The organism is Streptomyces genisteinicus (assembly GCF_014489615.1).
Classification (GTDB): Bacteria; Actinomycetota; Actinomycetes; order Streptomycetales; family Streptomycetaceae; genus Streptomyces; species Streptomyces genisteinicus.
Genome location: NZ_CP060825.1, coordinates 2,838,977 through 2,857,345, shown reverse-complemented (window position 1 = coordinate 2,857,345; position 18,369 = coordinate 2,838,977). Strand labels below are relative to the sequence as shown.

Below are 18,369 nucleotides of genomic sequence, written 5' to 3'. Positions count from 1 at the left end.
ACACGCGTCCTGCACAGTAAGGGGTGTCGGCAGGGGACCGGGCAGGTGATCCGGCCGGCAAGGACGGCGTCCAGGACTACGGAGCGGCTCCCGGACCTCCAGGACGCCAGGACGCGTCGACCGGCCCTGACCCGGTCCGTGTCCCTCGCGGGGACCGCCGTCGTCCCGCCCCCCGGTTCGCCGGGGGTGCGGCGGTCCCCGCGCTACCTCCCCGGGCGCGGGGACGGACGGTCAGTCCTCCCACTCCGACGCACGGCGCCGGTCGGCGGCGCGCTGCCACGGCCACAGGTGGGCCGCGTGCGCCACGTTCACACCCACGATGCCCAGCCAGGTGACGACCAGCCCGGCGAGGTCGGCGTTGGCCACCCCGATCGCCGACAGCGGGATCGCGAGGACCATCGTGATGACGGCGAAGCCGTAGCGCTCGGCGAAGTGGGACCCCGGTGCCGGTCCCGGCCGGGCGCCGCCGCGCGCCACGACCATCTGGTGTTCGGCCAGCTGCCGGCGCACCCGGCGGTCCACCGTGCCGTCCACGCGCTGCTCGATCTTCTCCAGGAACGACTCCACGAGCGCGGAGTCGTACTCCTCGCCCAGGTCGCGTCGGGCGTGGAGGGTGGCGTCGAGCTCCTTCTTGAGCTCCTGGTCGCGGGCTTCCATGGAGAAGACGGTAGAAGAGCGGGGCGCCGGAGTCAGTGGGGCCAGCCCCCCTTTCCGGGTGGGGACCCCCGGGGGTGACCGCGTGGGGCCCGGCCGGGTCCTGGCCCGCGGGGGGCTGCCCGCACGCGGCCGGGTCCTGGCCCGCGGGGGCTGCCCGCATGCGGCCGGCTCCTGCCCCGCGAGGGCTACCCGCACGTACCGCTTGCCGGTCCTGTATATCGTCATGCAGAGTTCTGGATGACTGAATACAAGACCCGTGAGGGGTGGCGATGAGCGACAGCCCTGCCGCGCGGCTGCAACTGCTGTTCGAAGGGCACCGGCTCACCCCCACCCAGCGGCGCATCGCCCACTGCATGGTCCGCAAGGCGGCGGACGTGCCGTTCCTGTCCAGTGTCGAGCTGGCGGACCTCGCCGGGGTCAGCCAGCCCTCGGTCACCCGCTTCGCCGTCGCCCTCGGCTTCGACGGCTACCCGTCGCTGCGCAAGCACCTGCGCGACGTGGCGCCGCCCCGGACCACGGCGTCCCGCGAGGACGAACTCAACGAGTACCAGCAGGCGGTGCAGGCCGAGATCGAGAACCTGCGCCAGCTCTCCGCGATGCTCGCCGACCCCGCACCCGTCGAACGCGCCGGACGGCTGCTCGCCGCGTCCCGGCCGCTGCCCGTGCTCGGCCTGCGCGCCGCCTCCTCGCAGGCCCGCGGGTTCGCGTACTTCGCCGCCAAGGTCCACCCCGACGTGCGCCTCCTCGACGAGGGCGGCTCGATGCTCGCCGACCGCGTCGACGCCGCACGCCGGGCGGGCGCCACCGCGCTGATCTGCTTCGCGCTGCCGCGCCACCCCCGCGAGGTGGTCGCGGCCCTGGAGTACGCCCGGTCCGCGGGACTCACCGTGATCACGGTCGCGGACTCCGCGTTCGCCCCCGTCGCCGCCCACAGCGACCTGCTGATCCCGGCCGCCGTCGGCACGGGCCTCGCCTTCGACACCGCCTGCGCCCCGATGCTGCTGGGCCGCGTGCTGCTGGAGGCCATGTGCGACGGTCTGCCGGACGCGCAGGCCCGGCTGGAGGACTTCGACACCCGGGCCGCGGCCCGGGGGCTCTTCGCCGACTGACGCCCGGGCGGTCGGGCGGGCGGGGCGGTTCGCCGGCCGCGCGCTTCGCGCAGGACCGGGTGGTGCCCCGGCGCCGTGCCGGCTGCACCGGTTCTCATGGTGCGCCCGGAAGGGCGGCTGGTGCGGCGACCGCATGGGTCCGCCGGGTCGGCCCAGGCTGCGACCCGCCACCGCGCCTGGCCGACGGCCTCGTCACGGCTGGCCGAGGCCGGGTGCAGCGGGACCGGGACGTGCTCCTGCGGGTGCGCACGGACCGGCTGCCGGGCGGACCTGTGGGCAGGCGGGTCGAGGGCTTCCCGACCGCGGGGACCGCGGCGGACGACGCCGCGCCCGGTGGGGCGCGGCGCGGGGCGTGCCACGCCCCGCCCGGCGTGCGGGGCGGACGGGACCGTCGGCGGCGCCCTTCGGCGGCGCCCGGTTCCTGCCCGGCATGCCCGCCGGGCGGGCCGGCCGCTCCGCCGGCGTCAGACCTCCAGCTCGGCCTCGATCTTCCGCAGCTGGTGCCGGGACATCGCCAGGTTGGCGCGCTGCTTGTCGAGCGCGAGGTAGAGGAACAGCCCGTTCGATCCACGGCTCTTGAGCAGCCGGATCATGTGGTACTGGGTGTCGAGGGTGATCAGGATGTCCTCGATCTCCTCCTTGAGCCCCAGGTGCTCCATGGTGCGCACCTTGGCGCGGACCACGTCGGTGTTGCCGGCGGCCGCGACGTTGAGGTCGAGATCCTTGCCGCCGCCGATGGTGCCCAGCGCCATGCCGCTGGTGTAGTCGACGAGGGCGGCTCCGATCGCTCCGTCGATGGTCATCGCTTCCTTGAGCGCGGCTTCGGTGTTGGCCATGGCGGGCGCACCTTCCTTCCGTCCGGTCCGGTTTCTCCGGGTCGTGGTCGTGGTCGTGGTCGTGGTCGTCGTGTTGCGTGTCGTGGTGGTGGTGTTGCGTGCGGGTGGTTTCGCGGGGGTGGCAGCCATGTCAGGCGTCCTGTGTCCGTTCGAGCGCCCCGTCGACGAGCTCTCCGATGCGGGCTCCGGCACGACGGGCCTCGAGGTGGAGCCGGCCGACGTTGATCCTCGGCTCGGCCAGTACCGTGAGCACGGCCGACGTTCCGGCCGCGTAGGTGGCGACGTATCCCCTCTCGCCGCGGACGAGCAGTTCCTTGAAACCGCCCTGGCCGGTCGCGTCGGTCAGGCGCAGGGCGACTCCGAGCGCGGCGGCGGTGAGGGCGGCGACCCCCTCCGCCTCGGCGGTGTCCGCCGCCAGCACCAGGCCGTCCGCGCTCGCCGCGAGGGCGCCGGTCAGCTGCGGCACCCTGGCGCGCAGCCTTCTGATCTCGCCGAGCACATCGGCTTCGGCCGTCATGAGCTGTCTCCTCTCGGCGCGCAGCCGCAGCGCGCGCCTCATGACGGGACACGCCGGGCCCGGTGGGTCGGGCGGCGGTGATTCACAGGCTTGCCTCCAGGGCGTCGCGGAGCCGGCGGAGCAGGGCGATGTCCGGGTCGGCGGGGAACTGGGAGACCCAGCCGGGCAGCGGGCCGCCGGTGTCCGCCACCGGCTCGGACGGTGTCTCGACGAGTCCTGCGGCGGCCATCCGCCGCACCTCGACCAGGGTGTTGAAGGCGGGGCGGCCGAGTTCGCGGGCGATGGCGGACGGCGTGCGCACCCCGTCCGCCAGGGCCAGCAGATCCCGCTGCCGCCGCGAGGCCGCGGCAGCTGCGGTGCCCGGGACGAGGGGGGCGGTGTCGACCTCGGGGTAGGGCCACACCGTCTCCAGCAGTCCGCGGCGGCGGCGGGCCTCGCGGGCCACGTCGGCCGCGGGCACCGGGCGGACGGTGCCCATCCAGTGCGCGACGCCGTAGCGGAAGCGGGTGGGGCCGCTGGTGGGGGCGAGGGCGAAGAAGGCGGCGTCGTGCAGGGCGGCGAGATGGCAGATCTCCAGTTCGCCGTCGGCCAGCCGGCCGCTGTCGACGAGGAAGCGTGCCACCTCGCGCCGGGCGCCGGCCCGGGCCACGGCCTCCTCCCAGCCGGCGCGGGGCAGGCGCCCGCTCGCGGTCAGCAGGACGTCGATGCCGGGCGCCGCGGGGCTCTCGGCGTGCACGACCTGGCCGTCCGCCAGGTAGAGGGCGCCGTGGTCGCGTACGAGGACGCCGGTGGCGCGCTCCTCGGCGAGCCGGGCGAGCATCGGGGAGACGGCCGTCGCCGCGGAGCTCATCCGAGGACCAGCCGCTCGGCGATGTCGGCCATTCGCAGTCTGGCGAGGGCGAGGTTGCCGGTGTCCCGGTCGAGCCACAGATGCAGGAACACGCTGCTGTCGAAGGTCGTCTCGACGAAGCGGATGACGTGGTAGCCGTCGCGGGTCGTGACGATGAGGTCCTCCACCGGTAAGCCCTTGATGCCGCGCGCCCCGGTGCCCGGCTCCGGGTTTCCGGGGCCGCCCGGCCCCGCGGGGCCGGTGGCGTCGGGGGCGAACGAGGGGTACTCGGCGGCCATCCGGGCCAGTTCGGCCGTCTCGGCCGCCGTGGTCTCCACGTCGCCGCCGGGTGTCTCGCCTATCGCGCCGAGCGCGAGCCCGCTGGTCCAGTCCACGATCGCCGCTCCGCGTGCCCCCGGCACCACCATGGCCTGCAGCAGGCACTCGTCGATTCCGGGCACGCGGAACTCCCCTCCCCGCCTCGGTACGGCCCGCACGGATGCGCGCCGGTGACCGAGAGGCTACGCAACGTGGCATCCGCCGTGGGCAGTTCTGGCAAATTCACATGGGACATGCCCCGTTGCGGATAAGGTCCGCGGCCGAAAACCGACGGACCGGTGCCGGGCCGTCGGTCAGCCCTCCGGCCGCATCCGCAGGAACAGCTTGTTCAGGCCCCACAGCAGGACGCCGACGGCGATCAGCACCCCGGCGCGGATGTAGACGTCCGCCGCGCGGTCCGCGAGCGGACTCGCCAGCGCCAGCGCGGTGATCGCGCCGAGCACCGGCAGGACGGTCGGCGTCCGGAAGTGGGCGTGGTCGACCGGGTCCCTGCGCAGCACCAGGACGGCCACGTTGACCACGGCGAAGACGCAGAGCAGCAGGAACGAGGTGGTGTCGCCGAGCCCCTCGATCTCGCCCGTCGACACCAGGCCGATGGCGAGCACGGTGACGAAGACGATCCCGGTGACGGGGGTGCGGCGGCGGGGGTGGACCTTGCCCATGGCCTTCGGCAGGACGCGTTCGTTGGCGAGTCCGTAGCACAGCCGCGAGGCCATCATGATGTTGATCAGCGCCGAGTTGGTGACGGCGAACAGGGCGATGAGCGCGAAGAGTTTGGCCGGGAACTCGACCCCGCCCGCCTTGACGACCTCCAGCAGGGGGCCGCTGGACGACTCCAGGGTGCGGTAGTCGACGAGCAGCGACGACACCAGGGCGACGAGGACGTAGATCGTTCCGGTGACGGTGACGCCGATGAAGATGGCGCGGGGGAAGGTGCGCACCGGGTCCCGGGTCTCCTCGGCCATGTTGACCGAGTCCTCGAAGCCGACGAAGGCGAAGAACCCGAGGGCGGTCGCTCCGAGGACGCCGGTGATCAGCGCGTACCCGGTGCCCGACGCCTCGAACTCGGTCAGCCGGGACGGCTCGCCGTCGCCGTTCAGTACGGCCAGGCGCCGATGCCGAGGATCACGGCCAGGCCGGTCAGCTCGACCGCGGTGAGCACCACGTTGGTCTTCACCGACTCGGAGACGCCGCGCAGGGCGAGGCCGGCGAGGGCGACGATGAAGACGATCGCGATCAGGGTGGGCGGTATCGCGTCGGTGAACTCCTGGAAGTAGTCGCCGCTGAAGGCGCGGGCGGCCGCGCTGGCGGAGGAGAGCCCCGAGCACATGACCATGAAGGCGACGATGAAGGTCAGGAACGGCACCTTGAACGCCTTCTGGGTGTAGAGGGCGGCGCCGGCGGCCTTCGGGTACTTCCCGACGAGTTCGACGTACGAGGCGGCGGTGAGCAGGGCGACCACGAAGCCGATGAGGAACGGCAGCCACAGGGCGCCGCCGACCTTTCCGGCGACCTTGCCGGTGGTGGCGTAGATGCCGGTGCCGAGGATGTCGCCGATCACGAAGAGGATGAGCAGCTTCGGGCCGATGGCCCGTTTCAGGGACGGCGACCCGTCGGCGTCCGGCGCCTGGGGCGTCGCCTCGGTGCTGGGGTGTGGGCCGGATCCGCTCATGGGGGTCCTCTTCCGCTCGCCGGTGGAGAGGTTTCTGCCCGGTGCGGCGGAGGTGATTCCCCCCGGTCCGGCCCCACGTCGCGCGGATCCGGCCGCGACGCGCCGGCGGGGCGGGTCAGGCGGTGCCGTGCTCCACGGCGCGTGCGACGTCGTCGAGGTCGCGGGTGATCGCCTGCCGCACGGCCCGTGCGCCGAGCGCCCCGGCGGCCTTGGCCAGCAGGCCCTTGACGCCGCCCGGCGGCACGGCGGTGAAGCTCATCCGGACGGTGGTGGTCTCGGGGCCGGCGGTGAGCAGGCGGAGTTCGGAGATGTACCGGGTGCCGTGGGACTCGGCCTCCACCATGTACCGCTCGGCCGGCTCGCAGGCCGTCACCCACATCTCCTCGGTGGCCTCCTTGCCGAACATCCGGCGCGTCTCGCGCCAGCGGGTGCCGACGCCGAAGCCGCCCGGGGAGAGCACCTCCACCCTCTCGACGCCGCTGAGCACGGATTCCCATGCCGCCAGGTCGGTCATCGTCTCCCAGACCCGTCCGGGAGGCGCCTGGATCAGCCGCTCGACCACGACCGTGGAGATAGCCATGTCTTCCATGGAACCACCGGGGTGCGCGGGCCGCCCCCGCACCGGCCGGCCGCCGGCGCGGGCCCGCCGCACGTCACCGGCGAGCGTCACCCGCAGGTCACCGGCGCGGGCCCGCCCGTCTTTGCCGTCGCGGACCCGCCGCCGTGGTTGACTAGAAGTATTCATGTCGCCAGGATGTGAATAGAGATGTGAACATCAGCGCCCGCGACCGCGGGCGCCGGGTGACGCGAGGAGGCATCGCCATGTCAGGACCCCGCCCCGTACGGGCACCGCGCGGTACGGAACTGAGCGCCCTGGGATGGCAGCAGGAAGCCGCCCTCCGCATGCTCCAGAACAACCTCGACCCCGAGGTCGCCGAACACCCCGACAAGCTCGTCGTCTACGGCGGCACCGGGAAGGCGGCCCGTGACTGGCGCTCCTTCGACGCCATGGTGCGCACGCTGAGGACCCTCAAGCAGGACGAGACGATGCTGGTCCAGTCCGGCCGTCCGGTCGGCGTCATGCAGACCCACGAGTGGGCGCCGCGCGTCCTGATCGCCAACTCCAACCTCGTCGGCGACTGGGCCAACTGGGAGGAGTTCCGGCGCCTGGAGGCCCTCGGCCTCACCATGTACGGCCAGATGACCGCCGGTTCCTGGATCTACATCGGCACCCAGGGCATCCTCCAGGGCACCTACGAGACCTTCGCCGCCGTCGCCGCCAAGAAGTTCGGCGGCACCCTGGCCGGCACCATCACCCTCACCGCCGGACTCGGCGGCATGGGCGGCGCCCAGCCGCTCGCCGTCACCATGAACGACGGCGTCGCCATCTGCGTCGACTGCGACCCCCGCGCCATCGAGCGCCGGATCGAGCACCGCTACCTGGACGTGAAGGCCGACAGCCCGGCCCACGCCCTCCAGCTGGCGACCGAGGCGCGCGACGCCCGCCGCCCGCTCTCCATCGGCCTCCTCGGCAACGCCGCCGACCTGCTGCCGCAGCTGCTCGCCGAGGGCGCGCCGATCGACATCGTCACCGACCAGACCTCCGCCCACGACCCGCTGGCCTACCTGCCGTCCGGCATGGCCTTCGAGGACATGGCGGACGCGGCGGCGAAGGACCCGGCGGGCTTCACCACCCGCGCCCGCGAGTCCATGGCACGCCACGTCGAGGCGATGGTCGGCTTCATGGACGCCGGCGCCGAGGTCTTCGACTACGGCAACTCGATCCGCGGCGAGGCCCAGCTCGCCGGCTACGACCGGGCGTTCGCCTTCCCCGGCTTCGTCCCCGCCTACATCCGCCCGCTGTTCTGCGAGGGCAAGGGACCGTTCCGCTGGGCGGCGCTGTCCGGCGAGGCGTCCGACATCCACAGGACGGACAAGGCGATCCTCGACCTCTTCCCGGAGAACGAGTCCCTGCACCGCTGGATCAGGATGGCCGGCGAGCGCGTCCACTTCCAGGGCCTGCCCGCCCGTATCTGCTGGCTCGGCTACGGCGAGCGCGACCGGGCCGGCGAGCGCTTCAACGACATGGTCGCCTCGGGCGAGCTCCAGGCACCGCTGGCCATCGGCCGCGACCACCTCGACTGCGGCTCCGTCGCCTCCCCGTACCGCGAGACCGAGGCCATGCTCGACGGCTCCGACGCCATCGCCGACTGGCCGCTGCTCAACGCCATGGTCAACGTCGCCTCCGGCGCCTCCTGGGTCTCCCTCCACCACGGCGGCGGTGTCGGCATGGGCCGCTCCATCCACGCCGGGCAGGTCACGGTCGCCGACGGCACCGCGCTCGCGGGCGAGAAGATCCGCCGGGTGCTCACCAACGACCCGGGCATGGGCGTCATCCGCCACGTCGACGCGGGCTACGACATCGCCGAGTCCGTCTCCGACGCCAAGGGCGTCCGCGTCCCGATGCGGGAGGGCGACTCCGCGTGAGCGAGACCTTCCACGCCATGTGGCGGTCGCTGCGGCCCATCGGCCGCAGCGCCGCCTCCGGCGGCTACCGCCGTTACGCCTGGACCGGCGCGGACGCCGACTGCCGGCTCTGGTTCCGGATGCAGGCGGAGGCCCGGCGGCTGGACTACGAGGTGGACCGCAACGGCAACCAGTGGGCCTGGCTCGGCGACCGGGAGGCCGGCGACGCCGTGGTCACCGGCTCCCACCTGGACTCCGTACCCGACGGCGGCGCCTTCGACGGCCCGCTCGGCGTGGTCTCCGCCTTCGCCGCCCTCGACGAACTGCGCTCCCGCGGCGTCCGGTTCGCCCGGCCCTTCGCCGTCGTCAACTTCGCCGACGAGGAGGGGGCCCGCTTCGGCCTCGCCTGCGTCGGCTCCCGTCTCGTCTCGGGGCAGCTGACGAGGGAGCAGGCGTACGCGCTGCACGACGCCGACGGGACCAGCCTCCCGGAGGCCATGGAGGCCGCCGGGCACGACCCCGCGGGCATCGGTCCCGACCCCGAGCGGCTCGCCCGGATCGGCGCGTTCGTCGAGCTCCATGTCGAACAGGGCAGGGCCCTCGACCTGTCCGGGGACGCCATCGGCATCGCCTCGGCGATCTGGCCTCACGGCCGCTGGCGGTACGACTTCGCCGGTGAGGCCAACCACGCCGGCACCACCCGTCTCGTCGACCGCCGCGACCCGATGCTCACCTACGCCGAGACCGTCCTCGCCGCCCGGCGCGAGGCGGAACTCGCGGGCGCCGTCGCCACCTTCGGCAAGATCGCCGTCGAACCCAACGGCGTCAACGCCATCCCCTCCCTCGTCCGCGGCTGGCTCGACGCCCGCGCCGCCGACCAGGCGGGCCTCGACGCGGTCGTCGCCGGCATCGAGACCGCCGCCCGGGACCACGCCGCCCGCCAGGGCATCGACCTGACCGTCGTCCGGGAGTCGTTCACCCCGGTGGTGGAGTTCGCGCACACGCTGCGCGACGAGCTCGCGGGCATCCTCGGCGAGAAGACCCCCGTCCTCGGCACGGGCGCGGGACACGACGCGGGAATCCTCTCCGCGCACGTCCCGACCGCCATGCTGTTCGTGCGCAACCCCACGGGCGTCTCGCACTCCCCGGCCGAGGCCGCGGCCGAGGACGACTGCGTGGCCGGGGTCCGCGCGCTCGCCGACGTACTGGAGGGGCTCGCGTGCAGGTGACGACGTACTGGCTGGAGCACGCCTGGCTCGACCCGGGGACCGAACCGGGCGTGACCCTGACCGTCGCGGACGGCAGGATCACCGAGGTGCGCACCGGAGCCGACGCGCCGCCGCCCGGCGCCGTCGTCCTGCGCGGCCTGACCGTCCCCGGCCTCGCCAACGCCCACTCGCACGCCTTCCACCGCGCCCTGCGCGGCACCGTCCAGGTCGGCTCCGGCACCTTCTGGACGTGGCGCGAGGTGATGTACCAGGTCGCCTCCCGTCTCACCCCCGACAGCTACCACGCCCTCGCGCGGGCGGTGTACGCCGAGATGGCGCTCGCAGGCATCACGGCCGTCGGGGAGTTCCACTACGTCCACCACGCGCCGGGCGGCACGCCCTACGCCGATCCCAACGCGATGGGCGAGGCGCTCATCGCGGCCGCCGCCGAGGCGGGCATCCGGATCACGCTGCTCGACACCGCCTATCTCTCCTCCGGCTTCGGCGCCGCCCCCGACCGCCACCAGCTCCGCTTCTCCGACGGGACGGCCGACGCCTGGGCCGAGCGGGTGTCCGGCCTGAAGGAGCGGGACGGCGCACGCATCGGGGCGGCGATCCACTCCGTACGCGCCGTACCCGCGGACCAGCTGGCCACCGTGGCCGCCTGGGCCGCCGGGCGCGGCGCCCCGCTCCACGTCCACCTCTCGGAGCAGACCGCCGAGAACGACGCCTGCCTCGCCGCCCACGGCCGCACGCCCACCGAACTCCTCGCCGAGCACGGCGTGCTCGGCCCGCGGACCACGGGCGTCCACAACACCCACCTCACGGAGCACGACATCGCGCTCCTCGGGGACTCGTCCACCGGCACCTGCATGTGCCCCACCACCGAACGCGACCTCGCCGACGGCATCGGACCCGCCGTCGCCCTCCAGCGCGCGGGCAGCCCGCTCTCGCTCGGCAGCGACAGCCACGCCGTGGTCGACCTGCTGGAGGAGGCGCGGGCCATGGAACTGAACGAGCGCCTGCGCTCCCGCACCCGCGGTCACTGGACGGCGGCCGCCCTGCTGCGTGCCGCGACGGCCGACGGCCACGCCGCACTCGGCTGGGAGCAGGCAGGCAGGCTGGAACAGGGCGCGCTCGCCGACTTCACCACGATCGCCCTGGACTCCGTCAGGACAGCGGGGCCGGTGCCGCGTCTGGCAGCCGAGACGGCGGTATTCGCAGCGTCGGCAGCGGATGTGCGTCACACGGTCGTGGGCGGACGCCATGTCGTGCGGGACGGGGTCCACCGGTCCGTACCGGACGTGGCCGGCGCGCTCGCCGACTCGATCGCCGCCCTGCGCGGCTGAAGGAGGCATCTCTCACCATGAACACGGGCCCCGCGGCGACGAACAGGCCGGTGGCGACCCCCGGCCCCACGAGCGCGAACAGCGCCGTGGCGACGGACGCCACCGCCATCGTCAACATCGCCAGTCTGGTCACCAACGATCCCTCCCTCGGTGAGGGAACGCCCCTCGGTCTGATCAGGGACGCGGCCGTCGTCATCGAGGGCGACCGTGTCGTCTGGGTCGGTGGATCAAGCAAAGCACCCGCCACTGACAACCGGATCGACGCCGGGGGACGGGCGGTGATCCCCGGCTTCGTGGACTCCCACTCGCACCTGGTCTTCGCCGGTGACCGCACCGCCGAGTTCAACGCCCGGATGTCCGGACGCTCCTACTCCGCGGGCGGCATCCGCACCACGGTCGCCGCCACCCGCGCCGCGAGCGACGAGGAGCTGGAGGCCAACCTCGTCCGCTACCTCGACGAGGCGCTCCGCCAGGGCACCACCACGTTCGAGACCAAGTCCGGCTACGGGCTCACCGTCGAGGACGAGGCCCGCGCGCTGCGGATCGCCGCCCGCCACACCGACGAGGTGACCTACCTGGGAGCGCACATCGTCTCCCCCGACCTCGCGGACGACCCGGCGGCGTACGTCGCCCTCGTCACCGGCGAGATGCTCGACGCCTGCGCGCCGCACGCCCGCTGGGTCGACGTGTTCTGCGAGAAGGGCGCGTTCGACGGCGACCAGGCCCGCGCGGTCCTCACCGCCGGGAAGGCGAAGGGACTGGTGCCGAGGGTCCACGCCAACCAGCTCACCTACGGTCCCGGAGTGCAGCTCGCCGTGGAGCTCGACGCCGCGTCGGCCGACCACTGCACCCATCTGACGGACGCGGACGTGGACGCCCTCGCCGCCGGTTCGACGGTGGCGACGCTGCTCCCGGGCGCGGAGTTCTCCACCCGGGCCGAGTGGCCCGACGCACGGCGGCTGCTCGACGCGGGCGTCACCGTCGCCCTCTCGACGGACTGCAACCCCGGCTCGTCGTTCACCTCGTCGGTGCCGTTCTGCGTCGCCCTCGCCGTGCGGGACATGGGGATGACGCCCGACGAGGCCGTCTGGTCCGCGACGGCCGGCGGCGCGGCGGCCCTGCGCCGCACGGACATCGGCCGCCTCACCCCCGGAGCCCGCGCCGACCTGGTCGTGCTCGACGCCCCGAGCCATGTGCACCTCGCCTACCGCCCGGGCGTCCCGCTGGTCCACCGGGTCCTGCGTGCGGGACGCACGGTCGCGGGCGGCGGACCGGTCCGCCCGTAAGGGGCGGCGGGCGGGCGCCGGGAGGGCTGGCGCCGGCGGGGCCGGGGAGCCCGGGTTCCGGGCACCTCGCGTGGGCCCCGAACCCGTCCGCGTGCCGCACCCGGGCTCCCGCCCCTCCGGCGTCTCCCACCGGCCGGCTTCCACCGGCTCGCTTCCCGGATGCGCCGCCGCCCCTCGCGCTCAGCCCAGCAGGTGCGCCCAGCTGCGCGGGTGCGCCGCCAGGTACGCGCGCAGCGACTGCGCCGGATGTCCGGTGAGACGGGGCACCGCGTCCGAGACGAGGGCCATCTCGCCCGCGCCGATGGCCTCGTAGGACGTCACCCAGCCCGTCACCTCCCACTCCTCGGCACCGTGGCCGGCGCGGGAGGCGAACGCCTCGTCGTGGGACTCGGACAGGTAGCGGACCGTCCGCCCGGTGGCGAGGGTGAGTTCGGCGGCGGCCTCGGCGAGGGTGAACGCCGAAGGCCCGGTGAGGTCGTACACGGCGCTCTCGTGCGCGCCCGTGGTGTCCAGCAGGACGGCCGCGGCGGCGTCGGCGATGTCGTCGTGCGCCACGGCGGCGACCCGCCCCTGCCCCGCCGGTCCGCGCAGCACCCCGTCCGCACCGGTCATCGCCGGGATCGCGGCCAGGTAGAAGTTGTCCCGCAGGAACGTGCGGCGCACCGGGGCGGCCCGGATGTACTCCTCGGTGTGGAAGTGGTCGCGGGCGAAGGTGAACGTGGCGCGCGGTGCCGCGCCCACGAAGGACAGGTACACGATCCGTTCCACGCCCGCAGCGAGGGCCGCGTCCACCGCCGTGTGGTGCTCCCGCACCCGGTCGGGGGCCTCGTGCGCCGAGACCATGAACAGCGTGTGCGCCCCGTCCAGCGCACGGCGCATCGCCTCGCCGTCGGCGTAGGCGGCGGCGGGCGCCGCGACCGCCCCGGGCAGCCGGGGCAGCCGGTCCGGATCGCGGCCGATCAGCCGGGTCGCCGCGCCCGCTTCGGCGAGCCGGCGCGCGACCCGTCCGCCGACCCTGCCGCCGGCTCCGGTGACTGCGATGACATCGGTCATGAAGGTCCTCTCGACGAACGACGACTGAACGGTTGCACCACGGGACGGCCGCACGGCATCACCGCACGGCCGCACCCCACCGCCGCCACCGCACGGCCGTGCGACAGCGGGGCGGCCCGCTCCGGCGAGGCCCGCTCCGGCGCCGCGACGGCGCGCGGACGTGGCACGCACCGGCAGCCGTACGAGCCCGCGCACCCCGCCCGCCGGCGGGAGGCGTCCTTGCACACGCGCCTCGTGGGCCGTTGCCGTGCGCCGCTTCCGCACGGCGCGTCCCAGTGTCGCCGCGCGCCTCCCGCCTGCGCGGGCGCGACATGCGGTGCACGAGCCGCGGAGTCACCTCGCACGCCGCCCTCGCTCGGCGGCTCCCCGCCCACCTGCCGTCCGGACCGGTGGTCCGCCCCGCCCTGCGCGCCGGACCACCGGACACGCACGGCACGCCCGGACACGCACGACGCGCGGGGGCCCGTTCCGTGACGGAACGGGCCCCCGCGCGTCGTGACATGCCGCCCGCGGCGGCCGCGTCTCACTGCTCGGCGGTGAGGCCCTTGCGCAGCTTGACCAGAGTCTTCGTCAGCAGACGCGACACGTGCATCTGCGAGATGCCGAGTTCCTCGCCGATCTCCGACTGCGTCATGTTCGCCACGAACCGCAGGCTGAGAATCGTGCGGTCGCGCGCCGGGAGGGCGGCGATCATCGGCTTGAGCGACTCGACGTACTCGATGCCCTCGAGTCCGTGGTCCTCGTAGCCGATGCGGTCCGCCAGCGCGCCCTCGCTGTCGTCGTCCTCCGGCTGGGCGTCCAGCGAGCTCGCCGTGTAGGCGTTGCTCGCCGCCATGCCCTCGGCGACCTCCTCGCGGCTGATCCCGAGGTGCTCGGCGAGTTCGCCGGCGGTCGGGGCGCGGTCGAGGCGCTGGGACAGCTCGTCGCCCGCCTTCGCCAGTTCGAGCCGCAGCTCCTGAAGCCGGCGCGGGACGCGCACGGACCACGAGGTGTCGCGGAAGAAGCGCTTGATCTCGCCGATGATGGTCGGCATCGCGAAGGTGGGGAACTCGACCCCGCGGCTCAGCTCGAACCGGTCGATGGCCTTGATCAGGCCGATCGTGCCGACCTGGACGATGTCCTCCATCGGCTCGCTGCGGGTGCGGAAGCGCGACGCGGCGAACTTGACCAGTGCCAGGTTCAGCTCGATCAGGGTGTTGCGTACGTAGGCGTGTGCGTGGGTGCCCTCGTCGAGGGCGGCCAGCCGGTCGAAGAGCGTCTTGGACAGCGCGCGCGAGTCCAGCGTGCTCAATTCACCGGGGTCGGGAATGTCCGGCAGGCCCTCGAGGCCCTCCGGGACGGCCGCGGTCCGGTACTCCTCGTCGCGGAGTTCCGTCGGGGCGAAGTCGTGCGTTGCCGACGGCGCGGTGGGGGTACGCGAATCGTCGAGCCGGGGTGACATGGTCTCCTCCATCGTTCTCGGCATATGGCTGCCGAAGCCGTGCATGCTGCTGCGGTGAGCGGCGCCTCCAAAGCCGGCCAGTTCCGGATGTGTCTCTCTAGGCCTACCGGTTCCGTTGGACGGGTGGCAAGTGACGTCGATTCGACATGTCCGCTTTGTCGGTTAGTTCGGCTACCCCGTGACCGCGTGGAGGGCGTAGGGTTCGGGGGTGTCCGCAACACCCCGGGGGATGTTGTGACATGCAGCACGGATACGGTGGACGCGGCAGCGACGACACGGCGAAGAGGGACGGGCATGGACCGCGAGACGGTCGGCAGCGTGAATCGGGGCCGACTCCAGGTCGAGGTTCGGACCGAGGGTCGCAACGAGGTGGTGAGACCGGCCGGTGAGTTGGATCACCACACGGCCGAACTCCTGCGTGCGCCCTTGGACGAGGCGGTCGAACGAGGCCGGGTGCGGCTGGTGGTCGACTGTTCGCAGCTCGACTTCTGCGACTCCACCGGACTCAATGTGCTGCTCGGCGCCCGGCTGAAAGCCGAGGCCGGCGGCGGTGGGGTTCATCTGGCCGGGATGCGGCCCGTGGTGGCCAGGGTCTTCGAGATCACCGGAGCGGAGGCCGTCTTCACCGTGCACAGCACGCTGGAAGACGCCCTCGCGGACGACTGAACGTATTCCTCCCCGTACCCGTACGTGCCGAGCGTCACGCGGGTCACGGAGAACGGTGGGTGTCGTCACGTCCCCGCCGGGCAGGAGACCCCCGCGGGGCGACGCGTACGGGCGCCCCGTGAAGAGAAGCAATGGCGAACTGGTGAATCGGTGAATCGGTGAGGTGAAGCGCTGATGAGCACCACCCGGCAGCAGCCGCCGGGCGAATTGGGCCCCGAGCCCGGGGAAGCGGGCGCGGCACCGGCCGTACCCGCACCGCCGGGCGGCGCTGTGCGCCGTCTCGCGCTCGGCAGCGCCAGCGGCATCGTCCCGCTCGCCCGCGACTTCACCCGGCAGGCCCTCTACGACTGGGGCTGGCTGCCCGCCGGTACGGCCGAGCGCAGCGCGGCGGCCGAGGACGTCCTGCTGGTCGTCTCCGAGCTGGTCACCAACGCCTGTCTGCACGCGGACGGCCCCGAGGAACTGCGCGTCGCCTCCGACGGCAAGGTGCTCCGCCTGGAGGTCGACGACCGCGGCACGGGCCAGCCCGCACCCCGGACCCCGCACCGCGCGGGCCGCCCCGGCGGCCACGGGATGTTCATCGTCCAGCGCCTCTGCCTCGACTGGGGCGTCGCCCGCACGCCGGGCGCCCCGGGCAAGACGGTGTGGGCCGAACTGGCCGCCCCCGCCTGACACATGCCCGTCGCGGGCGCGCCCGCGACGATGCCCGACGCCCGCCGCCACGTCCCTTTCAGGCCCTCGCGCCCCATCGGCGCCGCGGCGGACGCGCCCCCATCTCACGAGGGGCGCTCGCCAGTGCCCTGCACGGGGCGGACGCCCGCGCTCCGCGTCCCTCAGGCGCTCCCGGGCGGCGGACGCGCGCGCTCCGCGCCCCATGGTCGTCGTCGCGCCCCCGCGTCCCACGCGGGGCGGCCACGGGCATCACGCACCGGAGGGGCTTCCCGGGCCCGCGGGGCCGCGAAGACCACGACGCGCCCCGCGCCGGCCGCGTACACACCCCGAGGTCCGACACGCCGGCGCGCACACCCCGAGGTCCGATACGGCGGCCCGCGCACCCCGAGACCGGACACGGCGGCGGTCCGCCACCCTTCCGGGTGGCGGACCGCCGCCGTGTCACTGCGTCAGCAGCTGATTCCTCAGCGCACGTTGCCCATCAGGGCGCGGATCTTGCGCCCCGCCGTCATGAACGCCAGGCCCGTGGCGACGGCGATGACCGCCCACAGGGAGTAGTACAGGGCGTCGCCCAGCGGAGCGTTGAGCTTGGTGGTCCAGCCGTTGAGGGCGTTGCCCGTCGCGGTGGCGAGGAACCACAGACCCATGATCTGGCCGACGAACTGCTTCGGCGCCAGCTTCGTGGAGAGCGAGAGACCGACCGGGGACAGGCACATCTCGCCGATGGTCTGGACGAGGTACACGCTCAGCAGCCAGAAGACGGTGACCTTGCCGGTCTCGCTGTTGGCGGCCGCGGCGCCCGCGAGGCCCATGATGGCGAAGGAGCCGCCGATGAGGAGCATCGCCAGCGCGAACTTCATCGGGGTGCTGGGCTCGCGGTTGCGCTTGGCCAGCGCGACCCACAGCCCGGCGAAGATCGGAGCCAGGATGATCACCATGGCCGGGTTGACCGACTGGTACCAGGACGCGGGGAACTCCCAGCCGCCGATCATCCGGTCGGTCTTGCCGTCGGCGAACAGCGTCAGCAGCGATCCGGACTGGTCGTAGATCATCCAGAAGAGCACGGCCGTCGCGAAGAACCACGCGAAGGCCTGGATCTTGGGACGGTCCTCGGCGGTCAGGCCGGGGTTCCGGTACATCGCGACGAAGTAGACGACCGGCACGACGATGCCGAGGACGGCGAGCGCGTTGACGATGTGCTCGATGTCGTAGGTGCCGAGTGCGACGTCCACGGCGACCGCCGCGACGGCGATGCCGCCCCACAGCAGCACCTTCCGCAGCACGTTGCGCTTCTCCTCCGGCGTGGCCGGGGTGCCGGGCTCCTTGCCGACGTCGCCGAGGTGGCGTCCGCCGAGGACGTACTGCACGACGGCGAGCGTCATGCCGATACCGGCGACGGCGAAGCCGAGGTGCCAGTTGACGTTCTCACCGAGGTAGCCGACGATCAGCGGCGCGGCCATGCCGCCGATGTTGATCGCCATGTAGAAGAGGGTGAAGCCCGCGTCACGGCGCGCGCTCGGCTGGCCCTCGTAGAGGCCGCCGACCATCGCGGAGATGTTGGGCTTCAGCAGGCCGGTACCGGCGGCGATCAGCGCGAGACCGGCGAAGAACGCGGCGTCGGACGGGATCGCCAGCGTGAAGTGGCCGAGGGCGATGACGATGCCGCCCACGAGGACGGCCTTCCGGGCGCCCCACAGGCGGTCGGCGATCCAGCCGCCGGGCATCGCGGCCATGTAGACGACGGCGTTGTAGACGCCGTAGATGGAGGCGGCAAGCGCCTCGCGGCCCTCCAGCGGGCCGTCCAGGACGCCCGCGACCAGGTAGAGCACGAGGATGGCGCGCATCCCGTACCAGGAGAAGCGCTCCCACATCTCCGTCATGAACAGCGTGGCCATACCGCGGGGGTGGCCGAAGAAGGTCTTATCGCTGCCAGGGGTACTGGCCGATGCCTTCGTCAGGCTGGACGCCATGGTCGATCCTTGTTGTGTCGGGACGCGCGCCGCTTCGTGAGCGGGAACACGCCCGGTGGGGGCAGCCGGCACCGGCCGGTCCGTCCACCGCCCACGCCAGGGGGCGTGCCCCTCCTCGCGGAGCGGCACGGAACGGGCCTCACCGGGATCCACACCCCCGCGCGTCACCGCACGGGAGCCCGGCCCACAGGTCAGTCACTTGGGCTGCCGCGGAACCGGGTTGGGGCCGGCTCCGGACAGAAAGAGAGACCTTTGGTGCGGATGCGCTCCAAAGGCCCCCGGATACTACTTCAGGCGTC

Annotated in this window: 16 protein-coding genes and 1 pseudogene; 7 read left to right on the top strand and 10 right to left on the bottom strand. The window is 73.4% G+C overall.

What is annotated here, in order from left to right:
- Positions 1-231 precede the first annotated feature (231 nt).
- Positions 232-657: a hypothetical protein gene (locus IAG43_RS12440; protein WP_187740819.1), complete on the bottom strand. Its 426-nt coding sequence runs from the start codon at positions 655-657 to the stop codon at positions 232-234.
- A 269-nt stretch (positions 658-926) separates the two neighbouring features.
- Here IAG43_RS12440 and IAG43_RS12435 point away from each other — a divergent pair, with 269 nt between their 5' ends.
- Positions 927-1,766, top strand: coding sequence for a MurR/RpiR family transcriptional regulator (locus IAG43_RS12435; protein ID WP_187740818.1), 840 nt, complete (start codon positions 927-929; stop codon positions 1,764-1,766).
- 464 nt (positions 1,767-2,230) lie between these two features.
- Here the strand turns inward: IAG43_RS12435 and IAG43_RS12430 are convergent, their stop codons facing one another.
- The 6 genes and pseudogenes from IAG43_RS12430 to IAG43_RS12405 form a co-directional block, all read right to left on the bottom strand.
- Complete coding sequence (locus IAG43_RS12430; protein ID WP_187740817.1) at positions 2,231-2,602, bottom strand: hypothetical protein; 372 nt, start codon at positions 2,600-2,602, stop codon at positions 2,231-2,233.
- Positions 2,603-2,732: 130 nt separating this feature from the next.
- Complete coding sequence (locus IAG43_RS12425) at positions 2,733-3,119, bottom strand: roadblock/LC7 domain-containing protein (RefSeq protein ID WP_425508593.1); 387 nt, start codon at positions 3,117-3,119, stop codon at positions 2,733-2,735.
- Positions 3,120-3,201: 82 nt separating this feature from the next.
- Positions 3,202-3,969, bottom strand: coding sequence for a transcriptional regulator (locus IAG43_RS12420; RefSeq protein ID WP_187740815.1), 768 nt, complete (start codon positions 3,967-3,969; stop codon positions 3,202-3,204).
- Positions 3,966-4,409 (bottom strand): roadblock/LC7 domain-containing protein, encoded by a 444-nt coding sequence (locus IAG43_RS12415; protein ID WP_187740814.1) that lies wholly within the window; start codon positions 4,407-4,409, stop codon positions 3,966-3,968. Before IAG43_RS12415 ends, IAG43_RS12420 begins: the two co-directional genes overlap by 4 nt.
- Before the next feature lie 171 nt (positions 4,410-4,580).
- Positions 4,581-5,959 (bottom strand): annotated as a pseudogene (locus IAG43_RS12410) (APC family permease).
- Between the two features lie 115 nt (positions 5,960-6,074).
- On the bottom strand, positions 6,075-6,539 hold the full coding sequence (locus IAG43_RS12405; RefSeq protein ID WP_187740813.1) for an SRPBCC family protein: 465 nt from the start codon (positions 6,537-6,539) through the stop codon (positions 6,075-6,077).
- A gap of 242 nt (positions 6,540-6,781) precedes the next feature.
- Between IAG43_RS12405 and hutU the strand changes: the two genes are divergently transcribed.
- Genes hutU through hutI form a run of 4 tightly spaced genes read left to right on the top strand, consistent with a single transcriptional unit; the run spans position 6,782 to position 12,268 of the window.
- Positions 6,782-8,446 carry a urocanate hydratase gene (gene hutU / locus IAG43_RS12400; RefSeq protein ID WP_187740812.1) on the top strand — a complete coding sequence of 555 codons (1,665 nt, stop codon included), beginning with the start codon at positions 6,782-6,784 and terminating at the stop codon, positions 8,444-8,446.
- Complete coding sequence (locus IAG43_RS12395) at positions 8,443-9,654, top strand: allantoate amidohydrolase (RefSeq protein WP_425508592.1); 1,212 nt, start codon at positions 8,443-8,445, stop codon at positions 9,652-9,654. Before hutU ends, IAG43_RS12395 begins: the two co-directional genes overlap by 4 nt.
- The gene (locus IAG43_RS12390; RefSeq protein WP_187740811.1) at positions 9,645-10,982 is read left to right on the top strand and encodes a formimidoylglutamate deiminase; all 1,338 of its coding nucleotides are present in this window, start codon (positions 9,645-9,647) and stop codon (positions 10,980-10,982) included. Before IAG43_RS12395 ends, IAG43_RS12390 begins: the two co-directional genes overlap by 10 nt.
- 17 nt (positions 10,983-10,999) lie before the next feature.
- Positions 11,000-12,268: an imidazolonepropionase gene (gene hutI / locus IAG43_RS12385; RefSeq protein WP_187740810.1), complete on the top strand. Its 1,269-nt coding sequence runs from the start codon at positions 11,000-11,002 to the stop codon at positions 12,266-12,268.
- 180 nt (positions 12,269-12,448) lie between these two features.
- Here hutI and IAG43_RS12380 read toward each other — a convergent pair whose 3' ends face one another.
- Both IAG43_RS12380 and IAG43_RS12375 read right to left on the bottom strand, forming a co-directional pair.
- Complete coding sequence (locus tag IAG43_RS12380; RefSeq protein WP_187740809.1) at positions 12,449-13,321, bottom strand: NmrA family NAD(P)-binding protein; 873 nt, start codon at positions 13,319-13,321, stop codon at positions 12,449-12,451.
- Between the two features lie 523 nt (positions 13,322-13,844).
- On the bottom strand, positions 13,845-14,774 hold the full coding sequence (locus IAG43_RS12375; protein ID WP_187740808.1) for an RNA polymerase sigma factor SigF: 930 nt from the start codon (positions 14,772-14,774) through the stop codon (positions 13,845-13,847).
- Positions 14,775-15,056: 282 nt separating this feature from the next.
- On the opposite strand from IAG43_RS12375, the gene IAG43_RS12370 reads away from it, so the two are divergent.
- Together IAG43_RS12370 and IAG43_RS12365 are read left to right on the top strand one after the other, a co-directional pair.
- Positions 15,057-15,428, top strand: coding sequence for an STAS domain-containing protein (locus IAG43_RS12370; RefSeq protein WP_187740807.1), 372 nt, complete (start codon positions 15,057-15,059; stop codon positions 15,426-15,428).
- Positions 15,429-15,602: 174 nt separating this feature from the next.
- Entirely contained in the window at positions 15,603-16,100 is a 498-nt protein-coding gene (locus IAG43_RS12365) for an ATP-binding protein (RefSeq protein ID WP_187740806.1), read from the top strand.
- Between the two features lie 464 nt (positions 16,101-16,564).
- On the opposite strand, the gene IAG43_RS12360 is transcribed toward IAG43_RS12365, so the two are convergent.
- Positions 16,565-18,070 (bottom strand): peptide MFS transporter, encoded by a 1,506-nt coding sequence (locus IAG43_RS12360; protein ID WP_187740805.1) that lies wholly within the window; start codon positions 18,068-18,070, stop codon positions 16,565-16,567.
- Positions 18,071-18,369: the final 299 nt, after the last annotated feature.

Coding starts and splice junctions, on each gene's coding strand:
- IAG43_RS12430 (WP_187740817.1), bottom strand. CDS start 2,602: ATGGCCAACACCGAAGCCGCGCTCAAGGAAGCGATGACCATCGACGGA.
- IAG43_RS12435 (WP_187740818.1), top strand. CDS start 927: ATGAGCGACAGCCCTGCCGCGCGGCTGCAACTGCTGTTCGAAGGGCAC.
- hutU (WP_187740812.1), top strand. CDS start 6,782: ATGTCAGGACCCCGCCCCGTACGGGCACCGCGCGGTACGGAACTGAGC.
- IAG43_RS12425 (WP_425508593.1), bottom strand. CDS start 3,119: ATGACGGCCGAAGCCGATGTGCTCGGCGAGATCAGAAGGCTGCGCGCC.
- IAG43_RS12405 (WP_187740813.1), bottom strand. CDS start 6,539: ATGGCTATCTCCACGGTCGTGGTCGAGCGGCTGATCCAGGCGCCTCCC.
- IAG43_RS12375 (WP_187740808.1), bottom strand. CDS start 14,774: ATGGAGGAGACCATGTCACCCCGGCTCGACGATTCGCGTACCCCCACC.
- hutI (WP_187740810.1), top strand. CDS start 11,000: ATGAACACGGGCCCCGCGGCGACGAACAGGCCGGTGGCGACCCCCGGC.
- IAG43_RS12420 (WP_187740815.1), bottom strand. CDS start 3,969: ATGAGCTCCGCGGCGACGGCCGTCTCCCCGATGCTCGCCCGGCTCGCC.
- IAG43_RS12440 (WP_187740819.1), bottom strand. CDS start 657: ATGGAAGCCCGCGACCAGGAGCTCAAGAAGGAGCTCGACGCCACCCTC.
- IAG43_RS12380 (WP_187740809.1), bottom strand. CDS start 13,321: ATGACCGATGTCATCGCAGTCACCGGAGCCGGCGGCAGGGTCGGCGGA.
- IAG43_RS12365 (WP_187740806.1), top strand. CDS start 15,603: ATGAGCACCACCCGGCAGCAGCCGCCGGGCGAATTGGGCCCCGAGCCC.
- IAG43_RS12370 (WP_187740807.1), top strand. CDS start 15,057: ATGGACCGCGAGACGGTCGGCAGCGTGAATCGGGGCCGACTCCAGGTC.
- IAG43_RS12360 (WP_187740805.1), bottom strand. CDS start 18,070: ATGGCGTCCAGCCTGACGAAGGCATCGGCCAGTACCCCTGGCAGCGAT.